Source organism: Micromonospora sp. KC606 (assembly GCF_004348675.1).
Classification (GTDB): Bacteria; Actinomycetota; Actinomycetes; order Mycobacteriales; family Micromonosporaceae; genus Micromonospora.
In genome coordinates this window covers 11,822-36,309 of sequence record NZ_SMKN01000007.1, presented here as the reverse complement: position 1 = coordinate 36,309, position 24,488 = coordinate 11,822, and the positions used below count along the sequence as shown (strand labels likewise).

Annotated in this window: 24 protein-coding genes; 13 read left to right on the top strand and 11 right to left on the bottom strand. The window is 71.2% G+C overall.

Annotated features, from left to right (window positions below; translation table 11 throughout):
- The first annotated feature begins 456 nt into the window (after positions 1-456).
- Both E1193_RS31695 and E1193_RS03130 read left to right on the top strand, forming a co-directional pair.
- Entirely contained in the window at positions 457-615 is a 159-nt protein-coding gene (locus E1193_RS31695) for a hypothetical protein (RefSeq protein ID WP_165945617.1), read from the top strand.
- A complete protein-coding gene (locus tag E1193_RS03130; protein WP_132180039.1) occupies positions 603-911 on the top strand; it encodes a hypothetical protein in 309 nt (102 codons plus the stop codon). Before E1193_RS31695 ends, E1193_RS03130 begins: the two co-directional genes overlap by 13 nt.
- Before the next feature lie 19 nt (positions 912-930).
- On the opposite strand, the gene E1193_RS03125 is transcribed toward E1193_RS03130, so the two are convergent.
- The gene (locus E1193_RS03125) at positions 931-1,566 is read right to left on the bottom strand and encodes a TetR/AcrR family transcriptional regulator (RefSeq protein ID WP_165945616.1); all 636 of its coding nucleotides are present in this window, start codon (positions 1,564-1,566) and stop codon (positions 931-933) included.
- A gap of 90 nt (positions 1,567-1,656) precedes the next feature.
- Here E1193_RS03125 and E1193_RS03120 point away from each other — a divergent pair, with 90 nt between their 5' ends.
- Complete coding sequence (locus tag E1193_RS03120; RefSeq protein ID WP_132180035.1) at positions 1,657-3,099, top strand: serine hydrolase domain-containing protein; 1,443 nt, start codon at positions 1,657-1,659, stop codon at positions 3,097-3,099.
- A gap of 13 nt (positions 3,100-3,112) precedes the next feature.
- Positions 3,113-3,769, top strand: coding sequence for a DUF402 domain-containing protein (locus E1193_RS03115; RefSeq protein ID WP_132180033.1), 657 nt, complete (start codon positions 3,113-3,115; stop codon positions 3,767-3,769).
- Positions 3,770-3,881: 112 nt separating this feature from the next.
- On the opposite strand, the gene E1193_RS03110 is transcribed toward E1193_RS03115, so the two are convergent.
- The 8 genes from E1193_RS03110 to E1193_RS03075 form a co-directional block, all read right to left on the bottom strand.
- On the bottom strand, positions 3,882-4,943 hold the full coding sequence (locus tag E1193_RS03110; RefSeq protein ID WP_132180031.1) for an ABC transporter permease: 1,062 nt from the start codon (positions 4,941-4,943) through the stop codon (positions 3,882-3,884).
- The gene (locus E1193_RS03105; RefSeq protein ID WP_132180029.1) at positions 4,940-5,833 is read right to left on the bottom strand and encodes an ATP-binding cassette domain-containing protein; all 894 of its coding nucleotides are present in this window, start codon (positions 5,831-5,833) and stop codon (positions 4,940-4,942) included. Before E1193_RS03105 ends, E1193_RS03110 begins: the two co-directional genes overlap by 4 nt.
- Before the next feature lie 81 nt (positions 5,834-5,914).
- Positions 5,915-6,619, bottom strand: a complete 705-nt coding sequence (locus E1193_RS03100; RefSeq protein ID WP_132180027.1) for a response regulator transcription factor — start codon at positions 6,617-6,619, stop codon at positions 5,915-5,917.
- The gene (locus tag E1193_RS03095; protein WP_132180025.1) at positions 6,616-7,902 is read right to left on the bottom strand and encodes a sensor histidine kinase; all 1,287 of its coding nucleotides are present in this window, start codon (positions 7,900-7,902) and stop codon (positions 6,616-6,618) included. The genes E1193_RS03100 and E1193_RS03095 overlap by 4 nt, the downstream gene beginning before the upstream one ends.
- Positions 7,903-7,946: 44 nt before the next feature.
- A complete protein-coding gene (locus E1193_RS03090; protein ID WP_132180023.1) occupies positions 7,947-8,897 on the bottom strand; it encodes a permease prefix domain 1-containing protein in 951 nt (316 codons plus the stop codon).
- A complete protein-coding gene (locus E1193_RS03085; protein ID WP_132180021.1) occupies positions 8,894-9,235 on the bottom strand; it encodes a PadR family transcriptional regulator in 342 nt (113 codons plus the stop codon). Before E1193_RS03085 ends, E1193_RS03090 begins: the two co-directional genes overlap by 4 nt.
- A gap of 126 nt (positions 9,236-9,361) precedes the next feature.
- Complete coding sequence (locus tag E1193_RS03080; RefSeq protein WP_132180019.1) at positions 9,362-10,033, bottom strand: hypothetical protein; 672 nt, start codon at positions 10,031-10,033, stop codon at positions 9,362-9,364.
- Between the two features lie 168 nt (positions 10,034-10,201).
- Entirely contained in the window at positions 10,202-10,747 is a 546-nt protein-coding gene (locus E1193_RS03075) for an RNA polymerase sigma factor (protein WP_132180016.1), read from the bottom strand.
- Between the two features lie 259 nt (positions 10,748-11,006).
- Between E1193_RS03075 and dnaE the strand changes: the two genes are divergently transcribed.
- Together dnaE and E1193_RS03065 are read left to right on the top strand one after the other, a co-directional pair.
- Positions 11,007-14,540, top strand: coding sequence for a DNA polymerase III subunit alpha (gene dnaE, locus E1193_RS03070; RefSeq protein ID WP_132180014.1), 3,534 nt, complete (start codon positions 11,007-11,009; stop codon positions 14,538-14,540).
- An 87-nt stretch (positions 14,541-14,627) separates the two neighbouring features.
- Entirely contained in the window at positions 14,628-15,665 is a 1,038-nt protein-coding gene (locus E1193_RS03065; RefSeq protein WP_132180012.1) for an aminotransferase class V-fold PLP-dependent enzyme, read from the top strand.
- Positions 15,666-15,730: 65 nt separating this feature from the next.
- On the opposite strand, the gene E1193_RS03060 is transcribed toward E1193_RS03065, so the two are convergent.
- Together E1193_RS03060 and E1193_RS03055 are read right to left on the bottom strand one after the other, a co-directional pair.
- Positions 15,731-16,318, bottom strand: coding sequence for a hypothetical protein (locus E1193_RS03060; protein ID WP_132180010.1), 588 nt, complete (start codon positions 16,316-16,318; stop codon positions 15,731-15,733).
- A gap of 422 nt (positions 16,319-16,740) precedes the next feature.
- The gene (locus E1193_RS03055; RefSeq protein ID WP_165945615.1) at positions 16,741-17,130 is read right to left on the bottom strand and encodes a VOC family protein; all 390 of its coding nucleotides are present in this window, start codon (positions 17,128-17,130) and stop codon (positions 16,741-16,743) included.
- Between the two features lie 281 nt (positions 17,131-17,411).
- Between E1193_RS03055 and E1193_RS03050 the strand changes: the two genes are divergently transcribed.
- The 7 genes from E1193_RS03050 (at position 17,412) to secD (ending at position 24,488) form a co-directional block, all read left to right on the top strand.
- The gene (locus tag E1193_RS03050; RefSeq protein WP_132180006.1) at positions 17,412-18,974 is read left to right on the top strand and encodes an MFS transporter; all 1,563 of its coding nucleotides are present in this window, start codon (positions 17,412-17,414) and stop codon (positions 18,972-18,974) included.
- A gap of 19 nt (positions 18,975-18,993) precedes the next feature.
- On the top strand, positions 18,994-19,551 hold the full coding sequence (locus tag E1193_RS03045; protein ID WP_243707253.1) for a TetR/AcrR family transcriptional regulator: 558 nt from the start codon (positions 18,994-18,996) through the stop codon (positions 19,549-19,551).
- Positions 19,552-19,700: 149 nt separating this feature from the next.
- Entirely contained in the window at positions 19,701-20,228 is a 528-nt protein-coding gene (gene ruvC, locus E1193_RS03040; RefSeq protein ID WP_132180002.1) for a crossover junction endodeoxyribonuclease RuvC, read from the top strand.
- Positions 20,225-20,827 (top strand): Holliday junction branch migration protein RuvA, encoded by a 603-nt coding sequence (gene ruvA / locus E1193_RS03035; protein WP_132180000.1) that lies wholly within the window; start codon positions 20,225-20,227, stop codon positions 20,825-20,827. Before ruvC ends, ruvA begins: the two co-directional genes overlap by 4 nt.
- The gene (ruvB, locus tag E1193_RS03030) at positions 20,824-21,888 is read left to right on the top strand and encodes a Holliday junction branch migration DNA helicase RuvB (protein WP_132179998.1); all 1,065 of its coding nucleotides are present in this window, start codon (positions 20,824-20,826) and stop codon (positions 21,886-21,888) included. The genes ruvA and ruvB overlap by 4 nt, the downstream gene beginning before the upstream one ends.
- 137 nt (positions 21,889-22,025) lie before the next feature.
- Positions 22,026-22,376, top strand: coding sequence for a preprotein translocase subunit YajC (gene yajC, locus E1193_RS03025; RefSeq protein ID WP_207922534.1), 351 nt, complete (start codon positions 22,026-22,028; stop codon positions 22,374-22,376).
- Positions 22,377-22,607: 231 nt separating this feature from the next.
- Positions 22,608-24,488: a protein translocase subunit SecD gene (gene secD / locus E1193_RS03020; RefSeq protein WP_207922533.1), complete on the top strand. Its 1,881-nt coding sequence runs from the start codon at positions 22,608-22,610 to the stop codon at positions 24,486-24,488.

Below are 24,488 nucleotides of genomic sequence, written 5' to 3'. Positions count from 1 at the left end.
CATGGTGCGGCTGGCCCGGCGGATGGCTTCGGTGATGGCGTGGCCATCCGGTCGGGCGTAGGGCGTTGACGGCGGGGTTGCAGGCAGCGCGGGATCTGTTGCGGGTGCGGATCGGGAGTACGGTGACGGACGTGCCTACCCCGCACGGAGAGCCATGCCGGTACCGAATTGTGGCCGACGAACTGCGCCGCCGCATCATGGCCGGCGCGATACCTGCTGGCTCTCTACTGCCCAGCGAGTCGACCCTCATGGCTGAGTTCTCGGTCGCGCGTGCGCCCGGGAAGCGCTTGCTCTGCTGCGCGCGGAGGGTCTGGTGATCACCGAGAAGGGCAGGGGCACGTATGCCCGCCCCGTGATGCCTGTGCGTCGCCTCGGGTCTGATCGTTACCGTGCCGAGCTTGAGCAGGTGCGCACCGGTGAGCTGACCACCTCGTTCACCGCCGATCAGCAGGTGGCATGGTCTGCCTACAACACCTGGACAAGGAGTTCCGCGAGGCACCCGCGACCAAGGCACTGGCTCAGATGTTCGGCGTGCCAGCCGGGACGATGTTGCTGGAACGCCGGTTCGTGTTCCACTTCGAGCAGCTCGACGAACTTGACCGGTGCAGTACCTGATCGACACCAGTGCCCTGGTCCGCATGGTTCGTCGTCAGGTCGACCCGCACTGGTCTGACCTGGCCGCCCGTGGTCTGATCGCCATCTGTGACCCGGTGCTCGTCGAGACCCTGGCCATCGCGGATGTCAAGGCGTACGACCGGGTCGAGCAAGGGCTGCGCGACCTGTATCCCTGGGTGCCCGTGCCGGACGACGCCTGGCAGGTCGTGCGGGCCGTACGGCAGGAACCGGCCAATCACAGTGCCCATCGGGGCTTTCCGCACCCCCGACACCGGGCCTGGCTGCGAGCGACATGAACATACCGAGCTGATGAGGTCATGCTTTGTCGACGTGGTGTCGGCACTCACCCGGGAACAGGCGGGATATTTCGCGGCTGAGGGCTTGGCGTGCCCAGGTGCGTTGCGCTCGGCCGGGGGCCGTGAGGAGTCGGACGGCGAGGCCGTCGGTGAGGGCGAGCAACGCGTAGGCCTCTGCGCGGGAGTCGGTCACCGCCTCGACCTCGCCGCATACCTTGCCGTTCTCCAGTGCGGTCTCGACCCGGGTCTGGTGCGCTGAGTGCGCGTCTCGGAGTCCGGGGTGCAGGGAACGGTTCTCCAACGCGAGGCCGGCGAACGCGTGCATGAGGTTCGTCTCGTCCGTACGTTGCCGGCTCAGGGGAAGGAACTGCTCGAGCGCGTCACGCAGCATCAGCTCGATGCGCTCGTGTCGCCGTTCGGCGCGGACGATCGAGGCGTCGATCCGGTCGAGTATGTCCTGACGCACGGAGCGGAACGCGTCGAGCAGCAGTTCCTCCTTCGAGGAGTAGTAGTGCTGTACGAGACCGACCGAGATGCCGGCCGACCGAGCGACTCCGGCGATCGTCACATGCCCGAGCCCTACCTCGAGGGCGAGCGCCTTGACGCCCGCGACGATCTGAGCGCGTCGAGCGTCGTGGTCGGCAGTCCTGGCCATGACCTTGAGCCTATCCGTTTGCCTCGCCAGTAAAAGTATGATCATACTGTTTTCGATAACAGTATGGTCATATGGTTTTAGGGGACGTGAGTGAAGCTGAAGCTAGTGGCCGGCGTGACGGCTGCGTCGATCGGCCTGGTGGGCGCACCGGCCCCGGCGGTTGCGGGACCGGAGCCCGGTCGGTTCACGCAGGTCGACGAGTATCTGAACGCGTACGCCGAGCAGAACGACCTACCCGGTCTCGCCGCAGCCGTGATCGGACCCGACGGTGTCGAGCACAAGCACCTGCGGGGAGTGGATGGAAACGGCGATCCGATCACGGAAGACACCTCGTTCCTGATCGGATCGATCGCCAAGTCGATGACCGCGACGATCGTGATGCAGCTCGAACGCCAGGGGAAGCTGGCACTCGACGAGCACGTCAGCGACCACATCGACTTCCTGCCCGACGGAGACCCGACGATCAGACAGCTGCTCACCCACACCGCTGGGTTCACCATCGCCGACGGCATCGCCGCCGCCGACCGCTACGACAACGAGCCGGGAGCCATCCGGCGAGCCGTGGAGTCGCTCGAGCATTCCGGAACCGTGGACGAGTACGCCTACACCTCCGCCGATTACCTTGTACTCGGCGCGATCGTCGAGTCGATCACCGGACGACCGTACGGCGACGTACTCAAGTCGGACCTGCTGGAGCCGCTCGGCATGCACGACTCGGCGGCGGACGAGCAAGCCGCCGAGGACCTACCCCCGGGACATCGGTTCTGGTGGGGCCAGCCGGTTCGCCACGACCCCGACTTCGACGAATCGGGTACGCCGTACGCAAGCGTGACCTCTACCCTCACCGACCTCGGGACGTACGCGACCGCGCAACTGCGCGGCGACGCCATCCCAGCCGACATTCGCGAGCAGACCCAGCAATCATGGGTCAAGTCGAGCAAACACCACTACGGCCTCGGCTGGTCGGTGACCGAGCTGCACGGCAAGCCGATCGTCCACCACACCGGCGCGAACCCGGGCTACTTCAGCCACGTGTACCTCGTCCCCGACCAGGGCAGGGCCATCGTCATCCTCACCAACGCCTACAGCGAAGCGCGAGGACCGTCCCTCGTCGCGGGTGCTGGGGACATCTGGCGCATCCTCGAAGGCGAAGACCGAGAACCAGCGGCCAGCGATGCCGTGCTGAGCGCACTGTCGTGGATCCTCACCGCAGTCGCGGCATGCGGCCTCGCGCTCGCTGTGCTGTCGCTGTGGCGACCGGCAGGACGCAGGCGTCGGTTCGCGGCCACCGCAGCGTGCCTTCTTGTCGGCGCCGTGCTCTGGCTGTTGCCCGGCTTCTTCGGCTACGACCTCCGCGCCTTGCGGATCTGGCTTCCGGACGGGGCATGGGCGTTGATCGCCGGACTCGTCCTCTGGGTGCTCGCGAGCCTTCTGTGGCTGCTTCCGGCCGGCACTCACCACAGATTTACCCACCGTGCGCCCACGCGCTCCCGCCCGGCACCGCATACGGCTAGGTCCCTGGGCCTCTCCTAATTAGGCTGGGCTGATGCAGTTGAGCGGTGGCGCGGGAAACGGCGCTGGTCAGGCGGTCGCCGGGCACCGGTTCGCGCCCGGCGACGTGGTCGTCCGGCGTGAGGTGCTGCGCGGCGAGGTCTGGTTCGGCTGCCCGACGATCTGCGTCGAGGACTCCGCCGACCTGCTCGCCCTCTACCTGCCGCCGGGGGCCGAGTTCGGCTTCCCGGAGCACGGCTCTTTTCCCTGCGGCCGGCATCCCTGGCAGGTCGCCGGGCACACCGCGTGGTCCGGTCACGGCAAGCTGATGCTCCAGCGCCCCGGCGAGGCGCACTCGGTGGACGTGTTCTGGACCGGTCCCGACCGCGCCTTCGCCGGCTGGTACTTCAACCTCCAGGACCCGTGGCGGCGTACCCCGATCGGGGTGGACACCCTCGACCACGAGCTGGACCTGTGGTGGCCCGCGGGCGCGGACCGGTATGTCTGGAAGGACGTCGAGATGTTCGCCCAGCGCCTGGCGGAGGGGCGTTATCCGGGGATGGCCGACGCCATCCGGGCGGAGGGCGACCGGATCGCCGCCCTGCTGGACGCGGGGGAGCGCTGGTGGGACGAGAACTGGGCCTTCTGGAAGCCCGACCCGGCCTGGCCGGTGCCGAGGCTCCCCGCCGGCTGGGACACCGTCCCCGCCTGACATCCCGCCAGGGTGGATCGCCTCCGGATCGCCGACATGGCGGTGTCCGCGTGATCGGGACACCGCCAGGTCGGTGACATGGAGTGGATTTTGGCGGCCCGGCCGGCTCGGCTCAGGCGACGGTCTCCCGGGAACGCCAGGCGGTCCGCAATGAGGTGCGGCCGTTGGTCCGCAGCAGCGAACCCTCGTAGACCCGTGCCCCGGCGGCCAGCACCGCCCCGGCCGTCACCAGCAGCACGGCCAGTGACACCAGCGGTTCCCAGCCGGCCGCGTCGCCGGTGAACAGGCGCAGCGGCATCGCCGTCGGGGCGGAGAACGGCAGGTACGACAGCGCGGTCATGGCCGCCGGGTTGTCGTTGAAGAAGATCACCGCGAAGAACGGCAGCATCACCGCCAACTGCACCGGGGTCGACACGCCGCCGATGTCCTCCAGCCGGGCGACCAGGGCGCCGGCCGCCACCCACATGGCGGCGACGAGCACGAACCCGAACAGGAAGAACGGCAGGAACCAGCCGATCGCCGGGGCGAGCAGTTCCAGCAGCCCGCCGGTGTCGGTGAACCGCATCCCCGCCACCGCGGCGAGGGCGACCAGGATGATCTGGCCCAACGCCAGCAGGGTGCCGGCGATCAGCTTGCCGGCCAGCAGCGCTCGGACCGGCACCGCCGCCACCAGGATCTCCACCACCCGGGTCTGCTTCTCCTCGATCACGCTCTGCGCGATCTGCACGCCGAAGGTCTGCGAGGTCACGAAGAAGAGAAAGGCGAAGGCGAACGGCACCAGGAAGGCCACCAACGGGTCCAGCGCGTCGGGGTCGAGCAGCCGCACCGGCGGTGCCGTACTCAACGCCGACACCACGTCGTCGGGGGCCTCGTCCATGGCCAGCACGACGGGGCCGGCAACGACCGCGGCGTCCACGTCGCCGTCGCGGACCGCCTGCTCGGCTGCCCGGTCGTCGGCCACCACCCGGACGTCGAGCCCGGCCGCCCGCAGTTTCCCGGCGCTCGCCTCGGTGGCCGCCACGCTGGCCGGGCCGCCGGAGAGCAGCGGCGGCAGCACCGTCACCGCGGCGGCGATGAGCAGGAAGAAGAGCGTACTGATCAGGAAGGTGCGGTCGCGCAGCTTGACCCGGATCTCCCGGGCGGCGACCAGGGCGGTGGCCTGCGTGGTGCTCACTGGGTGACCTCTCGGAAGATCTCGGTGAGGGAGGGGGTGACCGGGCGGAAGGCGCGGACCGGGCCGCGGGCCAGCGCCGCGTGCAGCACCGGCTGTTCGTCGGCGCCGGGGGCGAGGTCGAACACGGCCCGCGCCCCGTCGAGGTCGACCAGGGTCACCTCCGGTTGGTCCCGCAGCCAACCGGCGTCGGTCGCCACCACCAGCTCGTACCGGGGCACGGTGTACGTCGCCCGCAGTTGTTCCCGGGAGCCGGCCGCGCGGATCGTGCCGTCGGCGATGATCACCAGGTCGTCGCAGAGCCGCTCGACGACGTCGAGCTGGTGACTGGAGAAGAGCACCGGCACGCCGGCGGCGGCCCGCTCCCGCAGCACCGCGACGACCGTGTCCACGGCCAGCGGGTCGAGCCCGGAGAACGGCTCGTCGAGGATGAGCACCTCCGGGTCGTGCACCAGCGCCGCGGCGACCTGGGCGCGCTGCTGGTTGCCCAGGGACAGGGTCTCCAGCAGGTCGTCGCCGCGTTCGGCCAGGCCGAGCCGGTCCAGCAGGGCGTCGGTGGCGCGCCGGGCCGCCGATGCGTCCATCCCGTGCAGCCGGCCCAGGTAGATCACCTGCTCCCGGGCGCTCATCTTCGGATAGAGGCCACGCTCCTCGGGCAGGTATCCGAAGCGCCGGCGGGCCTGCCGGGTCAGCGGCGCGTTCCGCCAGCTGACCTGGCCGGCGTCGGGGGAGAGCAACCCGAGGATGATCCGCATGGAGGTGGTCTTGCCGGCGCCGTTGCCGCCGACGAAGCCGGTCATCCGGCCCGCCGCCACGTCGAACGACACGTTCCTGAGTACCCGACGGTCGCCGAAGCTGCGGTCGACGCCGTCGAGACGGAGCACGTTGGTCACGGCGTTCACGCTAGATCGGCCGACGCCGGTCGCCCTCCGTCCGGCGGTGGATCTGCGTCGTCCGCCGCGTGGCGGATCCACTCAACCGCCGGGTCGGACCACCCCGTGTTCGTACGCGAAGACCACCGCCTGGACCCGGTCGCGCAGCCCCAGCTTGGTCAGGACCCGGCTGACGTGGGTCTTCACCGTGGCCTCGCCCAGGTGCAGCGCGGCGGCGATCTCGGCGTTGCTGGCCCCGCCAGCGACGAGCACCAGCACCTCCCGTTCCCGGGGGGTGAGGCCGGCCAGCGCCCTTTGGGCGTCGGCCCCGGTCGGACCGGCGGCGCCGGGCCGGGCGAAGGTGGCGATCACCCGCCGGGTCAGCTCCGGGGCGAGCAGGCCGTCGCCGCGGGCCAGCACCCGGATCGCCTCCACCAGGTCCTCCGGGGTGCCGTTCTTGAGCAGGAACCCGCTCGCGCCGGCCCGCAGCGCGGCGAAGAGGTAGTCGTCGCGGTCGAAGGTGGTCAGGATCAGCACCGCGGGGCCGGCGGGGAACTCCGTGGTGATCCGCCGGGTCGCCTCCAGGCCGTCGACGCTGGGCATCTGAACGTCCATCAGCACCACGTCGGGACGTAGCGCCCGGGTCATGGCGACGGCCCGCTCGCCGTCGGCGGCCTCACCGACCACCTCGATGTCGTCCTCCACCTCCAGGATGACCCGGAAGCCGGTGCGGACGAGGTGCTGGTCGTCGGCGAGCAGCACCCGTACGGACCGATCGGCCGGAGGCGCCGCGTGCGGCGTGCTCACGCGGGACGCTCCGTCGTCGCGGCGATCGGGAACCGGGCTCGTACCCGCCAGCCGCCACCGGCGCGCGGGCCGGTCTCCAGTACACCGCCGTGGGTGCCGACCCGTTCCCGCATGCCGATCAGGCCGAGCCCGTCGGCGTTGGCGGGCCGGGTGGCCCGTCCGTCGTCGGTCACGTCGACCTCCAGTTCCTGCGTCAAGTAGCGGATGCGGACATCGATCATCGTGGCGCCGGTGGCGTGCTTGACCGTGTTGGTGACCGCCTCCTGCACGATCCGGTACGCGGCCTGCGAGACGGACTCAGGCAGCGGCGGACGCTCCCCGTACACCCCGAACGTGGCCCGCAACCCGGCCTCACGCGCCCGGTCGACCACGCCGGCGATCTGTTCCAGCGCGGCCGGCCGGTCCTGTTCCGGCCCGACCGGGGCGCTGTCGGAGGCGCGTAGCACGCCCAGCATGCGGCGCAGCTCGTCGACCGCGGTGCGGGCGGTCTCCTCGATCGAGGTCAGCGCCGTGAGCGCCTTGGCCGGGTCCTTGTCGAACACCCGCCGGCAGGCGGACGCCTGCACCCCCATCACCGACACGTGGTGGGCGACCACGTCGTGCAGCTCCCGGGCGATGCGGACCCGCTCGCCGACCACCGCCCGCTCCCGGGCCTCGGCCTGCGAGCGGCGCAGCTGTTCGGCCTGCTCCTGGAGTTCGTGCTGGCGGCGGGCGGCCAACCAGGAGGTCTCGCCGAAGAAGTAGGCGAAGCCGAAGTAGAGCACGTTGGCCAGGACCGAGGTGACGATCAGGGCCAGCAGCGGGGGCACCGGCCCGACCGCGTCGGAGAAGGCGTCCTCGGGGATGCTGTTGTAGCTGACCGCGTAGTAGATGCCGAGCCAGACGAACATCACGGCGATCACCGCGACCCGAAGCCGCCGCGCCGTCCGCCGGTTCTGGCCCCAGGCCCCGAGGGTGTAGAGGGCCGCGAACAACGCCCATCCGGAGAGCTGCACCTCGGGAGCGGACCGGGCCTGGGAGCCGATGAAGGTGGCCGCGACGACGAGCATGACCGCGGTGGGGAACCGGCGCCGCCAGAGCAGCGGCAGGGTGACCGCGACGGTCCAGAAGACCTGCTCCGGCCCGGACGGCGGTGGGCCGAGCAGGAACGCTCCGGTGCTGCGGGCGAGGGTGAGGCTGAACAGGGCCAGCACCGTCAGGATCAGGCCGCTGTAGACGTCCAGCCGCTGCTGTTCGGGGGTGGGGCCGGGGCGGCGCCACTCGTCGCCGGTCGTGGTGCTCATCGGGGTCGAGGATGCCACCCTGCAGGCCGGCCCGTGGACGGCGGTCACCGGTTGTGCCGGCGGGCCTTGACCACGCTCTCGGTGATGTCCCAGATGCTGATGGTGGCGACGACGACGACCGCGACGTTGGTCGACATGTCCATGTTCCCGTCCTCGCGCAGCCAGGCGAACCGTTCCACCAGGGCCGGGTTGAGCAGCCGGTCGGTGAGCAGCAGGTAGCCGACCGGGAGCGCAAAGGCCAGGTTGAGCACGACGTTGACGCCCACCAGCGGCCACGTCCACCGGCCGGTGCGGTGCTTCACGATCTCGAGACCGATGCTGGCGACCAGCACGGCGGCGAGCACGGGCAGCCAGGACGTCCACAACGCCGGGTCGAGGATCGGCAGGTTGTCACCGTCGGCGTCGGAGACCCAGGACCGATAGTGCTGCCAGGGCAGGAAGGCGAGTGTGAGCAGCAGGAAGGCGATGGACGCGCAGGTGTCGGTCAGCGTCACGTCCCGTTCGACCGGGGCGTCCGGGAGTTGGTCGACGCTCCATTCCGGCAGATCCAGCGGCGTCCGGGTGCGTTCCAGCACCGCGAAACTGACCGTCACCCAGAAGACGATCTGCACGCCGACCTCGAAGGCCGTGGCGATGCCCGCGCCGATCGCCTCGTGCGGCTGGGCTTCCACGGTGGCCTTCAGCACGCCGACCGCCACCCCCACCAGGGCCGGGATGATGGTGAGCAGCCGGCGCAGCAGGCTCCACCAGACCAGGTAGTAGGTCGGGCCGATGAGCTGGAGCGGTCGGTCGGCGTACCGGGCGGCGAGCCGGTCCGGGTGGCCCAGTTCGGTGAGCACCTCCCTCTCGGCGGCGGTGGTGTCCTGCCCGGCGGCGGTCCGACCCTCGATCATGTCCGCGATGGAGGCGCGCAGCTCGTCGGCGATCTCGGCGCGGCGCGGCGCGGGCACCGTCCGCAGGGTCGCGGCGAGGTAGCGGTCGGTCAGGGAGATCATTGCTCCACTCCTTGGATCAGTCGGGTGACGGAGGTCTGCACGGCGGCGAGGTCGTCGAGGAGGCGGCCCAGCACCGTTTCACCGTCGGCGCTGGTGCGGTAGAACTTGCGGGGCCGGCTCTCCTCGGTGTTCCACTCGCTGGTCAGCAACCCCTGCTCCTCCAGCCGGCGCAGCAGCGGGTAGAGCGTGTTGGCGTCGACCGGGAAGCCGTGCGCCGCCAGACGTTGCAGCAGCGCGTAGCCGTAGTCGGGGCGGCGCAGGGCGAGCAGGCTCGCCACCACCACGGTGCCCCGTCGTAGCTCCTGGAGGTGTGTCCGCAGCACATCATCGCTGACCATGCGTCACACCATAGTGTGTGCCACACACTAATGCGTCACTAGACATCGTTGTGTTTAGTCATCTCCGCATCCGGACGGATGCGGCGTACCGGGCGTCCGGATCGATCCGGACGCCCGTGCCGCGTCTCAGCAGGCGTGACCCTGCCGGAAGTCGCGCTCGACGAAGGACGCCGGACCCACCTGGAAGTAGCCGACTCCGGGGCGGATCGGGTGGCCGGTGAACAGTTCCACCCGGGAACCCACCCGCACCAGGTACGCGCTGGCGTCCCCGGCGTCGTTCTGGATCAGCGCACCCCGGGGACCGTAGATCTCCTCCAGCTGAGCGAAGCTCATCCCGACGGCGGCGCCGTCGGGCGAGCGGGGCGGGGCGGTGGCCGTGCCGATCTCCACCAGCCGTCCGTTGCGGAAGGCCAGCAGGACCACCCCCGCCCAGGTTCCGGTGACCCCGGCCCGGACCACGCCGGCGCAGGCGGGCGCCGTCCAGTCGATCAGGCCGGCGGCCGACAGACGGTCCAGGCGCGCGCCCATCCGGAACGGGCCGGCGCCCCAGACGCTCATCAGGTCGACCTCGTCGGTTCCTTGGCCGGCGGCCGGCCGCGGGTGACCCACGGTGCCGGCGGTGCCGGCGCGGTCGGCGCGGTCGGCGCCGGTCGGGGCGGTGCCGCCGGGGTGCGTGGCGGTGGCCGTGAGCGGGTGGTCGGGCAGGTGGTGGCCGGGCGATGCCACCCGGGCGGCGGCCGGGGCGGACCCGGCGAGGGCCAGTACGGCCGCGACGACGACGTACGGAAGACGGTGCACGGGAATCTCTCCTTCGAAAGTGGGGTGTGTCCCTGTCCTGTTGGTCCCCGCGCGGGCCGTGGTGGTTCGTCGGGTTGCCGACCTGTTTTCGCGTGGGCCCGTCAGTCGCAGCGCCGACGCGCACTCCTCACCGCCGGTCGTCGGCCCCGGCGGGGCCGGCCTCCCGGATCAGCCGCCGGCGCCGGTCAACCGCTGGCGAACCTGCCGGCGGGCCTCGTGGATCCGTGACTTCACGGTGCCCTCGGGCACACCGAGCAGGTCGGCGATCTCGCGGTAGCTCAGCCCGAGGATGTCGCGCAGGACCACCGCCTCGGCCAGCTCGGGACGGACCCCGTCGAGCGCGTCGAGCAGGTCCAGCCGGGTGCCGGCGACCACGCTGGTCCGCCGCGGGTCCGCCGGATCCGGCAGCGGCACCCCACCGGCCTCCACCTGCCAGCGCCGGCGCAGCACCCGGTACGTCGACCGGGCCCGGTTGGCCGTCAGTCGGTACAGCCAGGTGTGGAACGACGACCGGCCCTCGAACCGGCTGATGCCCCGGGCCAGCGCGAGCAGCGCGTCCTGGCAGGCCTCCTCGGCGTCCTCCCGGTTGGGCAGCACCCGGCCGCACAGCCGTAGCACCTCCGGGCGGACCGCCACCAGCAGCGCGTCCAGGCTCCCCGGCTCGCCGCGCGCCGCGGCCCCGGCCAGGTCGTCGATCCTGTTCGCGAGGGCCATTGCGCCGTCCCGTGTTCGCTGGTGCAAGCGGTGGCGTCCAGGCTACGACGACACCGGCCGGGCGAGCGGATCGAGTCCGGCAGCCGACTCGCGGGGGCGCCCGGGGGTGCCGACCCGAGGGGATCCACAATGGCGGGGGAGATCCACACCACTGGCCGCGGGTCGCCCCGCGCGGCTGCTGGAGACGCCCGTCGGGCCGGGGATAGGGTAGGCCGACCGACCTCGACCACCCACGATCCGACCCCGGGGGGCGCTCCGCATGGGCGATTCGTTCGCGCATCTGCACGTGCACACGGAGTATTCGATGCTCGACGGGGCGGCCCGGCTCAAGGACCTCTTCGCCGAGGCCAACCGGCTCGGCATGCCGGCGGTGGCGATCACCGACCACGGCAACATGCACGGCGCGAACGACTTCTACAAGCAGGCGATGTCCGCCGGAGTCAAGCCCATCCTCGGCGTCGAGGCGTACGTGGCGCCGGAGTCGCGGTTCCACAAGCAGCGGGTGAAGTGGGGCCGGCCGGAACAGAAGAGCGACGACGTCTCCGGCAACGGTGCCATCACCCACATGACCATGTGGGCGGCGAACAAGACCGGTCTGCACAACCTGTTCACCCTCAACTCGCGCGCCTCGATGGAGGGCCACTACGTCAAGTGGCCCCGGATGGACATGGAGCTGATCGCCGAGTACGCCGAGGGCATCATGGCCACCACCGGCTGCCCCTCCGGCGCGGTGCAGACCCGGCTGCGGCTGGGTCAGTTCGACGAGGCGCTCAAGGCCGCCGCCGCGTACCAGGACATCTTCGGCAGGGAGAACTACTTCCTGGAGATCATGGACCACGGCCTGGAGATCGAGCGCCGGGTCCGCGACGGGCTCACCGAGATCGCCCGCAAGCTCGACATCCCGCCGGTGGTCACCAACGACTCGCACTACACGCACGAGGCGCAGGCCGAGGCGCACGACGTGCTGCTCTGCGTGCAGACCGGCAGCAACATCGCCGACCCGAACCGGTTCCGTTTCGAGGGCGGCGGCTACTTCGTCAAGAGCGCCGAGCAGATGCGCGCGGTCGACTCCTCGGAGCTGTGGCAGCAGGGCTGCCGCAACACCCTGCTGGTGGCCGAGAAGGTCGACCCGGCCGGGATGTTCGAGTTCCACAACCTGATGCCCCGGTTCCCCGTCCCCGACGGGGAGACCGAGGAGTCCTGGTTCCGCAAGGAGACCTTCAAAGGGCTGGAACGCCGCTTCCCGAACGGAATTCCGGAGGGGCACGTCGCCCAGGCCGAGTACGAGCTGGGCGTCATCGCCCAGATGGGCTTTCCGTCTTACTTCCTCGTGGTCGCCGACTTCATCCAGTGGGCGAAGAGCCAGGGCATCGCGGTCGGACCGGGACGTGGTTCGGCAGCCGGCTCGCTGGTCGCGTACGCGCTGGGCATCACCGACCTGGACCCGATCCCGCACGGGCTGATCTTCGAGCGGTTCCTCAACCCCGAGCGGGTCTCGATGCCCGACGTCGACATCGACTTCGACGAGCGCCGGCGCGGTGAGGTGATCAAGTATGTCACCGACAAGTGGGGTGAGGACAAGGTCGCCCAGATCGCGACCTTCGGCACGATCAAGGCGAAGGCCGCGATCAAGGACTCGGCCCGGGTGCTCGGTTTCCCGTACGCGGTGGGCGACCGGATCACCAAGGCGATGCCGCCGGCGGTGATGGGCAAGGACATCCCGTTGTCGGGCATCTTCGACCCGAAGCACCCGCGCTACGCCGAGGCCGGCGAGATCCGTGGCCTGTACGAGTCCGACCCGGACGTCAAGAAGGTGATCGACACCGCGAAGGGCATCGAGGGCCTGATCCGGCAGACCGGTGTGCACGCCGCCGGCGTCATCATGTCCGCCGAGCCGATCATCGAGCACATCCCGTTGATGCGCCGCGACTCCGACGGAGTCATCATCACCCAGTTCGACTACCCGACGTGCGAGTCGCTCGGGCTGTTGAAGATGGACTTCCTCGGCCTGCGCAACCTGACGATCATCGACGACGCGGTCAAGAACATCCAGCTGAACCACGGCAAGGAACTGGACCTGCTGGCCCTGCAACTGGACGACAGGGCCGCGTACGAACTGCTGGGCCGGGGCGACACCCTCGGCGTGTTCCAGCTCGACGGCGGGCCCATGCGCTCGCTGCTGCGGCTGATGAAACCGGACAACTTCGAGGACATCTCCGCCGTCCTGGCGCTGTACCGGCCCGGCCCGATGGGCGTGGACTCACACACCAACTACGCGCTACGCAAGAACGGCCTCCAGGAGATCACCCCGATCCACCCGGAGCTGGAGGAGCCGCTGCGGGAGATCCTCGCCCCCACCCACGGCCTGATCGTCTACCAGGAGCAGGTGCAGCGGGCCGCCCAGATCCTCGCCGGCTACAGCCTCGGCCAGGCCGACCTGCTGCGCCGGGCGATGGGCAAGAAGAAGAAGGAGATCCTCGACAAGGAGTTCATCCCGTTCCGGGACGGCTGCCGCGAGCGCGGCTACTCCGACGAGGCCATCCAGGCGGTGTGGGACGTCCTGGTCCCGTTCGCCGGGTACGCCTTCAACAAGGCGCACTCCGCCGCGTACGGCCTGGTGTCGTACTGGACGGCCTACCTGAAGGCGCACTACCCGGCCGAGTACATGGCGGGGCTGCTCACCTCGGTCGGTGACGACAAGGACAAGATGGCGCTCTACCTGTCGGAGTGCCGGCGGATGCGCATCCAGGTCCTGCCGCCGGACGTCAACACCTCGGCCGGCCCGTTCACCCCGGTCGGTCGGGACATCCGGTTCGGTCTGGCGGCGGTGCGCAACGTCGGCGCGAACGTGGTGGCGGCGATCATGCGGTGCCGGGAGGAGAAGGGCGAGTACGCCGACTTCTACGACTTCCTGTCCAAGGTCGACGCGGTGGTCTGCAACAAGAAGACCATCGAATCCCTGATCAAGGCGGGCGCGTTCGACTCCCTGGGTCACACCCGCAAGGGCCTGCTCGCCGTGCACGCCGACGCCATCGACGCCTTCGCCGACGTCAAGCGCAAGGAGGCCGTCGGCCAGTACGACCTCTTCGGCGCCGGCTTCGGTGACGCCGACACCGGGGGCAGCACCACCGTCATGCCCACCATCGGCGAGAGCGAGTGGGACAAGCGGGACAAGCTCGCCTTCGAGCGCGAGATGCTCGGCCTGTACGTCTCCGACCATCCGCTCTTCGGCCTGGAGCACGTGCTCGGCGCGGCGGCGGACTGCACCATCGCCGCCCTGTCCGAAGAGGGCACGGTCCCGGACGGCGCGGTGGTCACCCTGGCCGGCATTCTCTCCGGCGTGCAGCGCCGGGTCACCAAGCAGGGCCGCGCCTGGGCCTCGGCCACGCTGGAGGATCTGGCCGGTGGGGTGGAGACGCTGTTCTTCCCGAACACCTACGAGGTGATCGGGCAGTACATCGCCGAGGACGCCATCGTGGTGGTGAAGGGGCGGGTGGACCGCCGCGACGACACCCCCCGGATCATGGCGATGGACATGTCCCTGCCGGACGTCAGCAGCAACCCGGCGAACAAGCCGGTGACCCTCACCATCCCCGTGCACCGCTGCACACCACCGCTGGTGGAGAAACTCAAGGAAACCCTGGTGCTGCACCCGGGCGACACCGAGGTGCACGTCAAGCTGCTCAACGGCGGCAAGACCACCACCCTGCGGCTCGGCCCGTTCCGGGTGGCGCCGACCACCGCGCTGATGGGTGACCTCAAGAGCGTCCTCGGCCCGGCCAACGTCAGCTGACCCGTCCCGGCCGCCGGGCGGAGCGGTGGGCCACGGGGCCCGGATTGGCCGTTCGAGGTGGCCCGCGCCCCGGATAGCGTCGCCGACATGGAACTGGACGACGCACGGAAGCTCTGGCAGCCGGAGCCCGGCTGGCTCAACACCGCCAGCTACGGGCTGCCGCCCGAGCCGGTCTGGACGGCGGTGCAGGACGCCCTCGCCGACTGGCGGGTGGGGCGCACCTCCTGGGAGGTGTGGGGGGAGGCGACCGAACGGTCCCGGGCGGCCTTCGCCGGCCTGGTCGGTGTGCCGGCGGCGGACGTCACGGTCGGCAGCACCGTGTCGCAGCTGCTCGCGCCGGTCGCCGCGGCCCTGCCGGCCGGGGCGACCGTGGTGGTGCCGGAGGTCGAGTTCACCTCGAACCTGTTCCCGTGGCTGGCGCAGGAGGCGCGCGGGGTGCGGGTGCGTACCGTGCCGCTGGCGGGGCTGGTCGACGCGATCGACGCCGGCACCGACCTGGTCGCGTTCAGCCTGGTGCAGTCCGCCGACGGCACGGTCGCCGAGTACGACAAGATCGTCGCCGCCGCCCGTGCGCACGACGCGCTGGTGGTGGTCGACGCCACCCAGGCCTGCGGCTGGCTGCCCTTCGACGGCAGCCTGGTGGACGCGGTCGCGGTCGGGGCGTACAAGTGGCTGATGGCGCCGCGCGGCTCGGCGCTGGCCTACCTGGCCCCGGCGCTGCGGGAGCGGATGCGCCCGGACGCCGCCGGCTGGTACGCGGGCGCGGACCCGCACTCCTCCTACTACGGCCCGCCGTTGCGGCTGGCCGACGACGCGCGCCGGTTCGACATCTCCCCGGCCTGGTTCAGCTGGGTCGGCACCGCGCCCGCCCTGGAACTGGTCGCCGAGATCGGCCCGCCGGCGATCCGGGCCCACGACGTGGCGCTGGCCAACCGCTTCCTCGCCGGGCTGGGCCGGCCGCCGGGAGACAGTGCCATCGTCACGGTGGAGGTGCCGGGGGCGCAGGAGAAGCTGGCGCGCGCCGGGCTCCGCGCGGCGGTGCGTGCCGGCCGGGTCCGCGCCTCGTTCCACCTCTACACCGCCGAGGCGGACGTTGATCTGGCGCTGGACGCGTTGACGAGCTGAGCGAGGTGCCTGGACGCCGCTGGCCGGCACCCCGTGGTGGGGTGCCGGCCAGCGTGCTGCGTGGGTCAGCTGTTCCAGTGCTCGGCGACGAGGTCGGCGGCCTGCTGCTCCCACTGGGCGTAGTGGTCCGGGTAGGCCGAGACCTGCACGGTCTGCGCGGCCCGGGTCAGCGGCATGTCCTGCCAGCCGTCGACCTGCTTGAGACCCTTCAGGAACGCCGTGGTCGAGTACTCGGGGTCGGTGATCTGCTCCACCGTGCCCCAACCCGAGGACGGACGCTGCTGGAACAGGCCCTGCGAGTCGTGGTCGTTGCGGTCACCCAGGTGACCCAGGTTCTCCAGCTTCGACTCCTGCAACGCGGTCGCGATCGACACCACCGCGGCCCGCTCGTCCATCCCGGCCTTCTTCGTCGCCGCGATGATCGCCTTCACGTTGCCGACCTGCTCGTCCGACAGGTCGATCCGCGACTGCGCGCCCTGCACACCGTGCGGGATCAGCTTGGCGGTGTCGGGCTTGTCGGCCTGCACGAAGGCGACGGGGTTGCTGTCGACGGTCTCGACGGCGGTGCCGTGGTTCATCGGGCCGGCGGCGAGGCCGCCGGCGAACGCCAGACCGGCGATGCCGAGAACGGTCTTACGCATGATCGTGTTCATGGGGGAAGCTCCTTCACAAGGGGGTCGACACGTGCGGCTCCATGGGGTGGGGCCACACGTGGCACCTCGAACAGGCGCTAAGAAAGATCAAGAGGAACCGGCAGGCTTCACGAGCCAACAGGCAGCGCGGGGTCGCGTCGTACACACCCGCGAGGGGCGAAGCGCGCCCGGCTCGCGGCGCCGGGACCATGTGTAACGACCGGTGACCCGACATCATTCCGCCAGCGGCAAACGCATCGGGCCAGGCAGCGGGGGCTGCTCCTGCGGTCGTCCAGGGGGTGTAACGACCGGCGGAGGGCCCCCATTCCCCGCCCGCGGCCACCCGGTCAACCCGGACGGCCCGCGCGCGCAGGGACGAACCGGACGCTTGGCGGTGTCGCCCAGAGCCGCCGGTGCCGTTCTGTGCCTGTTTTCGTGGCTGCTCAGCTCTCGTTGGGAGAGGGGTGTCGGGCGGTGATGCGCAGGAAGTAGCCGTCCGGGTCGAAGAGCCGGAAGTCTTCCAGCCCCCAGGGCTGCCGGCGCAGCTGAGACTCCAGCGGCCAGCCAGCCGTAGCCACGGACGCCAACTCCCGGCGCACGTCGTCCACTTCCAGCACGATTTCGGTGCCTGCCGGAACGGCTCGGACCTCCCGGGGCACATCCACGCCGCCTTCGCCGATGCCGATCCGCACGTCGTCGCGGCGTATCGCCACGTACCGGCGTCCGTCGGTCACCTGGCGGTCCTCGATGGCGAATCCCAGGACCCGTTCGTAGAAGCGTGAGGACCGATCCGGGTCCGCCGAGAAGATCTCCACCCTGAGGCCCATTGGCATGACCGCAATCGTGCAACCTTGAGTCGGCTTGAGGTCAACCCTCGCAGCCGTCGCCGTGGTTCCAACTGCTACGTACTCAAGTTCTTGAGCGGAAGGGCGCCGGGTGCCCGGGCCGCCCGGCGCGAAGCCGGCGCGGGACGACCGGCCGGCCTGTCGGTGACACCCATCACAAGCGATACGAAACCGTTCCGTATCGGAAGGCGGCACCATACGCTCGGGGCGTATTACGAGTCGCGCCCGTATCGTATTTTGCGGCCGGGCGTCCGGGGGGAGAACCGCACATGGAACCGCACGAGAACACCGGACATCCCAGGCGCTGGGCGATCCTCGGTGTGCTGGTGGTCAGCCTGCTCGTCGTCGTGCTCGACAACACCATCCTCAACGTCGCGCTGCGCACCCTGGCCGACCCGGTGCACGGCCTCGGCGCCAGCCAGGGCGAGCTGGAGTGGGCGATCAACTCCTACACGCTGGTCTTCGCCGGGCTGCTCTTCACCTGCGGCGTGCTCGGCGACCGTTCCGGGCGGCGTCGCTTCCTGATGATCGGGCTGGTGCTCTTCGGGTTGGCGTCGCTGCTGTCGGCGTACGCGCAGACCCCCGGCCAGCTGATCGCGGCGCGTGCGCTGATGGGCGTGGGCGGCGCGGCGATCATGCCGGTGACCCTGTCGATCATCTCCAACGTCTTCGACCCTCGGGAACGGGGCCGGGCGATCGGCGTCTGGGCCGGCGCCGTGGGACTCGCCGTGGCGATCGGTCCGATCCTCGGCGGCGCGTTGCTGGAACGCTACTGGTGGGGCTCGGTCTTCCTGATCAACGTGCCGGTGGTGGCGGTCGGCGTGGTCCTGGTGGCGCTGCTGGTGCCCGAGTCGCGCGACCCGCACCCCGGCCGGGTGGACCTGCTCGGCGTGCTGCTCTCGGTGGTGGGTCTGGTCGCCCTGACCTACGGCATCATCGACGGCGGCGAGCACGGCTTCGGCCGCCCGCTGGTGTGGCTCTCGGTCGTCGGCGGGCTGACGCTGCTGGCCCTGTTCATCGCGCACGAACGGCGCAGCGACCATCCGTCACTGGACGTCCGGCTGTTCCGGGTGCCGCGTTTCGCCGCACCGGTGGTGATCATCGGGCTGGTCTTCTTCGCCGCGATGGGCTTCTTCTTCTTCAGCTCGTTCTACCTGCAACTGGTCCGTGGCTACAGCCCGCTGGAGACCGGCCTGCTCTTCCTGCCCTTCGCCGGCGCCCAGCTGCTCTTCGCCCCGCGCAGCGCGGCCATGGTTCGCCGGTACGGCGGCCGGGCGGTCGCAGTCGTGGGGCTGGCGTTGACCGCGGTCGCGCTCGGCGGCCTCGCCTTCGTCGGGGAGACCACGCCGATCTGGGTGGTGCTGGTCCTCTTCTTCCTCCAGGGCACCGGGATGGCCAACATCATGCCGCCGGCCACCGAGTCCATCATGTCGGCGCTGCCCCGGGAGAAGGCCGGCGTGGGCTCCGCGGTCAGCAACACCGTCCGGCAGGTCGCCGGCGCGCTGGGCGTGGCCGTGCTCGGCTCGCTGCTCTCCGCGGTCTACCGCGCGGACATCGCCGGCGCCGTCGACCGGCTGCCCGCGTCGGCCCGCGACGCCGCCACCGAGTCCGTCTCCGGCGCGTACGCGGCGGCGGCCCAGCTCGGGCCGGCCGCGCCGACGCTGATCGCGGCGGCCAACGCGTCGTACGTGTCGGCCATGCACTGGGCGGCGGGGGTCGCCTCGGCGGTGGCCGCCCTGGGCATCCTCGTCGTGCTGCGGTGGATGCCCGGCCGGGCGACCGGGCCGGCCGGCACGCCGGTGGGCGAACGGGAATTGGCCGGAACCGCCTAGGTTCGGGACAATGTCCGACATGACTTCCACCGCGGACGAGGCCATCATCGAGGCCACCCTCGACCTGCTCGCCGAGGGCAGCACCGTCGAGACGCTCTCCATCGAGGCGATCGCGGCCCGCGCCGGGGTCGGCAAGGCCACCATCTACCGGCGCTGGCCGGGCAAGGACGCGCTTCTGCTGGACGCGCTGCGCCGACTCAGGGGCGTCGTGCCACAGCCGGCCGGCTACTCCGTCCGGGACGACCTGGTGCTGCTCGTCGGCGCCGTCGGGCGGCACATAGACCCCCGCGCCGCGCGGATCATGCCCTGCCTGGTGCCGGAGGTAAACCGCAGCCCGGACCACTACCAGCTCTACCAGAACATCATCGAGCCGCGCCGGCAGCTGATGCGCGAGGTGCTACGGCGCGGGATCCGCACCGGCGAGCTCCGGGCCGACCTCGACGTCGAGGTGGCGATGGCGCTGCTCACCGGTCCGATGCTGATGCAGCGGATGCTGCGCTGGCATCCGGAGCTCGACGAGCGGATCCTTCCCGAGCGGGTCGTCGACGGGGTGCTGGAGGGAATCGGCCCCCGCTGACCGCCCGGCCGGTCGCGCGTGCCGGCGTCGACGAGTTCCTCCGGACGGCCCGGCTCCCCGCCCGGGCGGCGTGTCCGGCCCGGCGGTCGTCGGCGGGCACCAGTAGGGTGTCGAACACACGTACTGCTGGCGGCTGGGGAGGAGGCGGCGTGCGCGTGCTGGGCGTCGACCCGGGGCTGACCCGGTGCGGAGTCGGCGTGGTCGAGGGCGTGCCGGGCCGCCCCTGCACGTTGATCGCCTACTACGTCATCTACACCGATCCCCACGACGACCTGGCCCTGCGCCTGCTGCACCTGGACCGCTCGCTCACCGACCTGGTCGCCGAGCACCGGCCGGACGCGGTCGCCGTGGAGCGGGTCTTCAGCCAGCACAACGTTCGCACCGTGATGGGCACCGCCCAGGCCAGCGGGGTGGCCGTGCTCGCCGGCGCACGCGCCGGACTGCCGGTGCAGACGTACACGCCCAGCGAGGTCAAGGCGGCGGTGACCGGTTCCGGTCAGGCCGACAAGAAGCAGATGACCGCGATGGTGACCCGGCTGCTGCGGCTGCCCGAGCCGCCGAAGCCGGCCGACGCGGCCGACGCCCTGGCCCTGGCCATCTGCCACGTGTGGCGCGGCGGCACCCGCTCGAAGCTGGCCGCCGCCGCCGACCGGGTACGACGAGGAGGAGCACGATGATCGCCAGCGTGCGCGGCACGGTGACCGCGACCGGTCCGGACCACGCGGTGGTGGAGGTCGGCGGGGTGGGCCTGGCGGTGCAGTGCGCCCCCGGCACCCTCGCCGAGCTGCGGGTCGGCCAGCCGGCCCGGCTCGCCACCAGCCTGGTCGTCCGGGAGGACTCGCTCACCCTCTACGGCTTCGCCGACGACGACGCCAAGCAGCTCTTCGAGTTGCTCCAGACCGCCAGCGGGGTCGGCCCCCGGCTGGCCCAGGCGGTGCTCGCCGTGCACACCCCGGACGCGGTCCGTAAGGCCATCGCCAACGCCGACACCGCGGCGTTGACCCGGGTCCCCGGCATCGGCAAGAAGGGCGCCGAGCGCCTGGTGCTGGAGCTGCGGGACCGGATCGGCCCGGTGCCGGTGGGCGTCGACGGCGCGGCCGGCGTCACCGCCGGGGCCTGGCCCGAGCAGGTCCGCCAGGCCCTCGTCGGGCTCGGCTGGACGGCCGCGCAGGCCGACCAGGCGGTCGCGGCGGTCGCCGAGACCGTCGGCGGGGAGACGCCGCCCGTGCCGGTCCTGTTGAAGCAGGCCATCCGGCTGTTGGGCCGGACCCGATGACCGACGACGGCCTCGTCTCGGCGTACGTCGACGACGCCGAGCTGGACGCGGAGGCCAGCGTCCGCCCGAAGCGGCTGGACGAGTTCATCGCCCAGCACCGGGTCCGCGACCAGCTCGACCTGCTGCTACAGGGCGCGATGCGCCGTGGCTCGCCGCCGGATCACATCCTGCTGTCCGGGCCGCCCGGCCTCGGGAAGACGACCCTGGCCAACATCGTCGCCGCGGAACTGGGCTCGGCCATCCGGGTGACCAGCGGCCCGGCGATCGAACGCTCCGGCGACCTGGCGGCGATCCTGACCAGTCTCGCCGAGGGCGACGTGCTCTTCATCGACGAGATCCACCGGATCGCCAAGCCGGCGGAGGAGCTGCTCTACAGCGCGATGGAGGACTTCCGGGTCGACGTGGTGGTGGGCAAGGGGCCGGGCGCCACCGCCATCCCGCTGGACGTCGAGCCGTTCACCCTGGTCGGCGCCACCACCCGGTCGGGCCTGCTCACCGGCCCGATGCGCGACCGGTTCGGCTTCGTCGCGCACCTGGACTTCTACTCCCCGGCCGACCTGGAGACGCTGCTGCACCGCTCGGCGCGGATCCTCGGCGTGCCGATCACCCACGACGGGGCCACCGAGATCGCCGGCCGGTCGCGCGGCACGCCCCGGATCGCCAACCGGCTGCTGCGCCGGGTCCGGGACTTCGCCGAGGTCCGGGCCGACGGGGTGGTCACCCTGGAGACGGCCCGGGCCGCTCTCACGGTGTACGACGTCGACGCGCTCGGCCTGGACCGGCTGGACCGGGCGGTGCTGACCGCGCTGGTGGACTCGTTCCGGGGTGGCCCGGTCGGGCTCTCCACGCTCGCCGTGGCGGTGGGGGAGCAGCCCGACACCGTGGAGGAGGTCTGCGAGCCCTTCCTGGTGCGGGCCGGCTTGCTGGCCCGGACGCCCCGGGGGCGGGTGGCCACCGAGGCGGCCTGGCGACACCTGGGCCGTACGCCGCCAAATGGTACATTTGGCATCGATGCCCCAGCCGCACCCGATCTGTTCTCCAGCGCGCCCGACCAGCCGTGATCCGAACGTGATCTGCACCGCATTCGGCGTTCTCAGGCGCAGGGATTAGACTCGCCGCGGTCTGTACAGGATGTGAGAATCCGCCTCCGCTCCGGCGCTCCGGTGCCGGACGGGGGCCAATGGGAAGGTCGCACACCGTGCTTTACGCAGCACAGTCCGGCGGAGGCGCCGGTGGTCTGACGCCGATCATCATGATCGCCCTGCTCTTCGGGGTCATGTACTTCATGATGATCCGGCCGCAGCAGAAGCGCCGCCGCGAGGCCGAGGCCATGCAGAAGGGGCTCGCCGCCGGGGACGAGGTCGTCACCATCGGTGGGCTCTACGGCACGGTCACCGGCGTGGATGACGACACCGTGCTGCTCGAGGTGGCTCCCGGCGTGCAGACCCGCTACGCCAGGCCGGCCATCGCCCGGGTGGTCGCCAGGGCCGAGAGCACCGAGTCGACGAGCGAGCCGGTCGCCGGGGACGCGGACGCCGTCAAGGAGTGACGGTCATCCCGCCCGCCCTCCACGGCCGGGCGGGGTGACAGGACAACTGGACAGGTGAGCCGGCGTCCGACGCCGGAGCGGCGCGCCCGCCTATACGACGCTCCCGCGTCGGCGGCGGGCGGTCGTGCCGACCGTCGGCGCCGGCTCCGTGGAGCACGTCGGCCGGGCCCCCGGTCCGACATCGCCGCCACCGCACCGGCGGCGCGACCGTTACAGGGAGACACGACAGCCGTGGCACCACCTCAGGGACAGATGCGCCCCGGGCGGCAACTCGCCGTACTCGGGCTCATCTTCGTCGTCCTCTATCTTCTGGTGTTCTTCTCGGGCGGGGCGAGCGGCGGCTGGAAGGACCGGCTGGAGCCTCGGCTCGGTCTGGACCTGGTCGGCGGCACCCGGCTCACCCTGGAGGCCACCAACACCCTCGACGGCAGGCCGCCGACCCCGGAGAACCTCGAAGAGGCCCGGCAGATCATCGAGAGCCGGGTCAACGCCTACGGCGTGGCCGAGGCCGAGGTGGTCACCGAGGGCAACCGGAACATCGTCATCTCCCTGCCCGGCGAGAACCGCGACATGAGCGGCGTCGGCACCGCCGCCGAGTTGCGCTTCCGTAAGGTGCTGAAGATCACCGACGGTGGCGGCGCGGTCGCCACCCCGGCCCCGTCGCCGTCGGCCAGCGGGTCGCCCCAGCCCTCGGGCAGCCCGTCGCCGCAGCCGTCCGGCAGCGCCCCGGCGAAGGCGACCGCCTCCCCGAGCGCCGGTGGCCAGGGTGGCGGCGCCCCCGCGCCGACCCCCAGCGCCAGCCCGTCCGCATCGGCCTCGCCGAGCGCCGACGCCGCCCCGGTGCCGCAGAGCATCCAGGAGCAGCGCGCGGCGGTCGAGAAGAAGGTCGGCGCCGCAGCCTGGGCCGCGGCGAGCGGCCTGCAGGCGCCGGCCGACCTCGCCACCGACCCCTCCCTGGCGGAGCGGCTCAAGCCGTTCGGCGCGCTCTCCCCGCAGGAGGTGGCCGTGCTGACGCCGGAGATGCAGTTCAACGTCCCGACGATCACCTGCGCCCAGCTGGACGCCCGTCCCGCCGGGTCGGTCAAGGACGAGAAGCAGCGGGCGGTCGCCTGCGAGGGGGGCGCGGTCAAGAACCTGCTCGACGTCGCGAAGGTGCTCGGCACCGACGTCTCCGACGCCGACGCCGCGCTCGACCAGACCAGCCAGTGGGTGGTCAGCCTGAACTTCACCGGTGGCGGCCAGAGCAAGTGGACCGAGCTGACCCGGGAGGCGTTCAACAACACCGGTAACGCCTGTGACGCGTCAGCCCTCGGGCAGGACGGCAAGTGCCGGGTGGCGGTCGTGCTGGACAACAAGATCGTCTCCTCGCCGGAGATCCAGGGCGTGCTGACCGGCGACTCGCAGATCACCGGCAACTTCAACCAGAAGGACGCCAACGCGCTGGCCGGCAACCTGCGCTACGGCGCGCTGCCGGTGACCTTCGAGCAACAGGAGCAGCAGAACGTCACCGCCACCCTGGGCGAGAGCCACCTGCGGGCGGGTCTGCTGGCCGCCGGCATCGGCATGCTGCTGGTCATCCTCTACTCGTTCTTCTACTACCGGCTGCTCGGCTCGGTGATCTTCCTGAGCCTGGTGCTCTCGGCGCTGCTGGTCTTCGGCGCGCTGGTGGTCCTCGGCCGGCAGATCGGCTTCACCCTCACCCTCGCCGGCATCGCCGGCATGATCGTCTCGCTCGGCGTGGCGGCGGACTCGTTCGTCATCTACTTCGAACGGCTCAAGGACGAGATCCGGGAGGGGCGCAGCCCGCGCAGCGCGGTGCCCCGCGCCTGGATCCGGGCCCGCCGGACGATCATCTCGGCGAACGCGATCACCCTGATGTCGGCGGTGGTGCTCTACGTCGTCTCGGTCGGCACGGTGAAGGGCTTCGCCTTCGCCCTCGGTCTGGCCACGGTGCTCGACCTGGTCGTGGTCTTCCTCTTCCGGCACCCGATCATGACGATGTTCGCCCGGACCAGGGCGTTCCTCTCCCCACGGGTCAGCGGTCTCGGCCGGGCCCTGCCGGCCCGCACCGAGCAGACCAACCCCCGCACCCCGCGTGTCAAGGAGGCCTGA

Excerpts from the sequence above, each read along its gene's own strand:
- E1193_RS31695 (WP_165945617.1), top strand. The coding sequence starts at position 457 with ATGGTCTGCCTACAACACCTGGACAAGGAGTTCCGCGAGGCACCCGCG.
- E1193_RS03125 (WP_165945616.1), bottom strand. The coding sequence starts at position 1,566 with ATGGCCAGGACTGCCGACCACGACGCTCGACGCGCTCAGATCGTCGCG.
- E1193_RS03115 (WP_132180033.1), top strand. The coding sequence starts at position 3,113 with ATGCAGTTGAGCGGTGGCGCGGGAAACGGCGCTGGTCAGGCGGTCGCC.
- E1193_RS03095 (WP_132180025.1), bottom strand. The coding sequence starts at position 7,902 with ATGAGCACCACGACCGGCGACGAGTGGCGCCGCCCCGGCCCCACCCCC.
- E1193_RS03090 (WP_132180023.1), bottom strand. The coding sequence starts at position 8,897 with ATGATCTCCCTGACCGACCGCTACCTCGCCGCGACCCTGCGGACGGTG.
- E1193_RS03085 (WP_132180021.1), bottom strand. The coding sequence starts at position 9,235 with ATGGTCAGCGATGATGTGCTGCGGACACACCTCCAGGAGCTACGACGG.
- E1193_RS03075 (WP_132180016.1), bottom strand. The coding sequence starts at position 10,747 with ATGGCCCTCGCGAACAGGATCGACGACCTGGCCGGGGCCGCGGCGCGC.
- dnaE (WP_132180014.1), top strand. The coding sequence starts at position 11,007 with ATGGGCGATTCGTTCGCGCATCTGCACGTGCACACGGAGTATTCGATG.
- E1193_RS03065 (WP_132180012.1), top strand. The coding sequence starts at position 14,628 with ATGGAACTGGACGACGCACGGAAGCTCTGGCAGCCGGAGCCCGGCTGG.
- E1193_RS03060 (WP_132180010.1), bottom strand. The coding sequence starts at position 16,318 with ATGAACACGATCATGCGTAAGACCGTTCTCGGCATCGCCGGTCTGGCG.
- E1193_RS03055 (WP_165945615.1), bottom strand. The coding sequence starts at position 17,130 with ATGCCAATGGGCCTCAGGGTGGAGATCTTCTCGGCGGACCCGGATCGG.
- E1193_RS03050 (WP_132180006.1), top strand. The coding sequence starts at position 17,412 with ATGGAACCGCACGAGAACACCGGACATCCCAGGCGCTGGGCGATCCTC.
- E1193_RS03045 (WP_243707253.1), top strand. The coding sequence starts at position 18,994 with ATGACTTCCACCGCGGACGAGGCCATCATCGAGGCCACCCTCGACCTG.
- ruvA (WP_132180000.1), top strand. The coding sequence starts at position 20,225 with ATGATCGCCAGCGTGCGCGGCACGGTGACCGCGACCGGTCCGGACCAC.
- ruvB (WP_132179998.1), top strand. The coding sequence starts at position 20,824 with ATGACCGACGACGGCCTCGTCTCGGCGTACGTCGACGACGCCGAGCTG.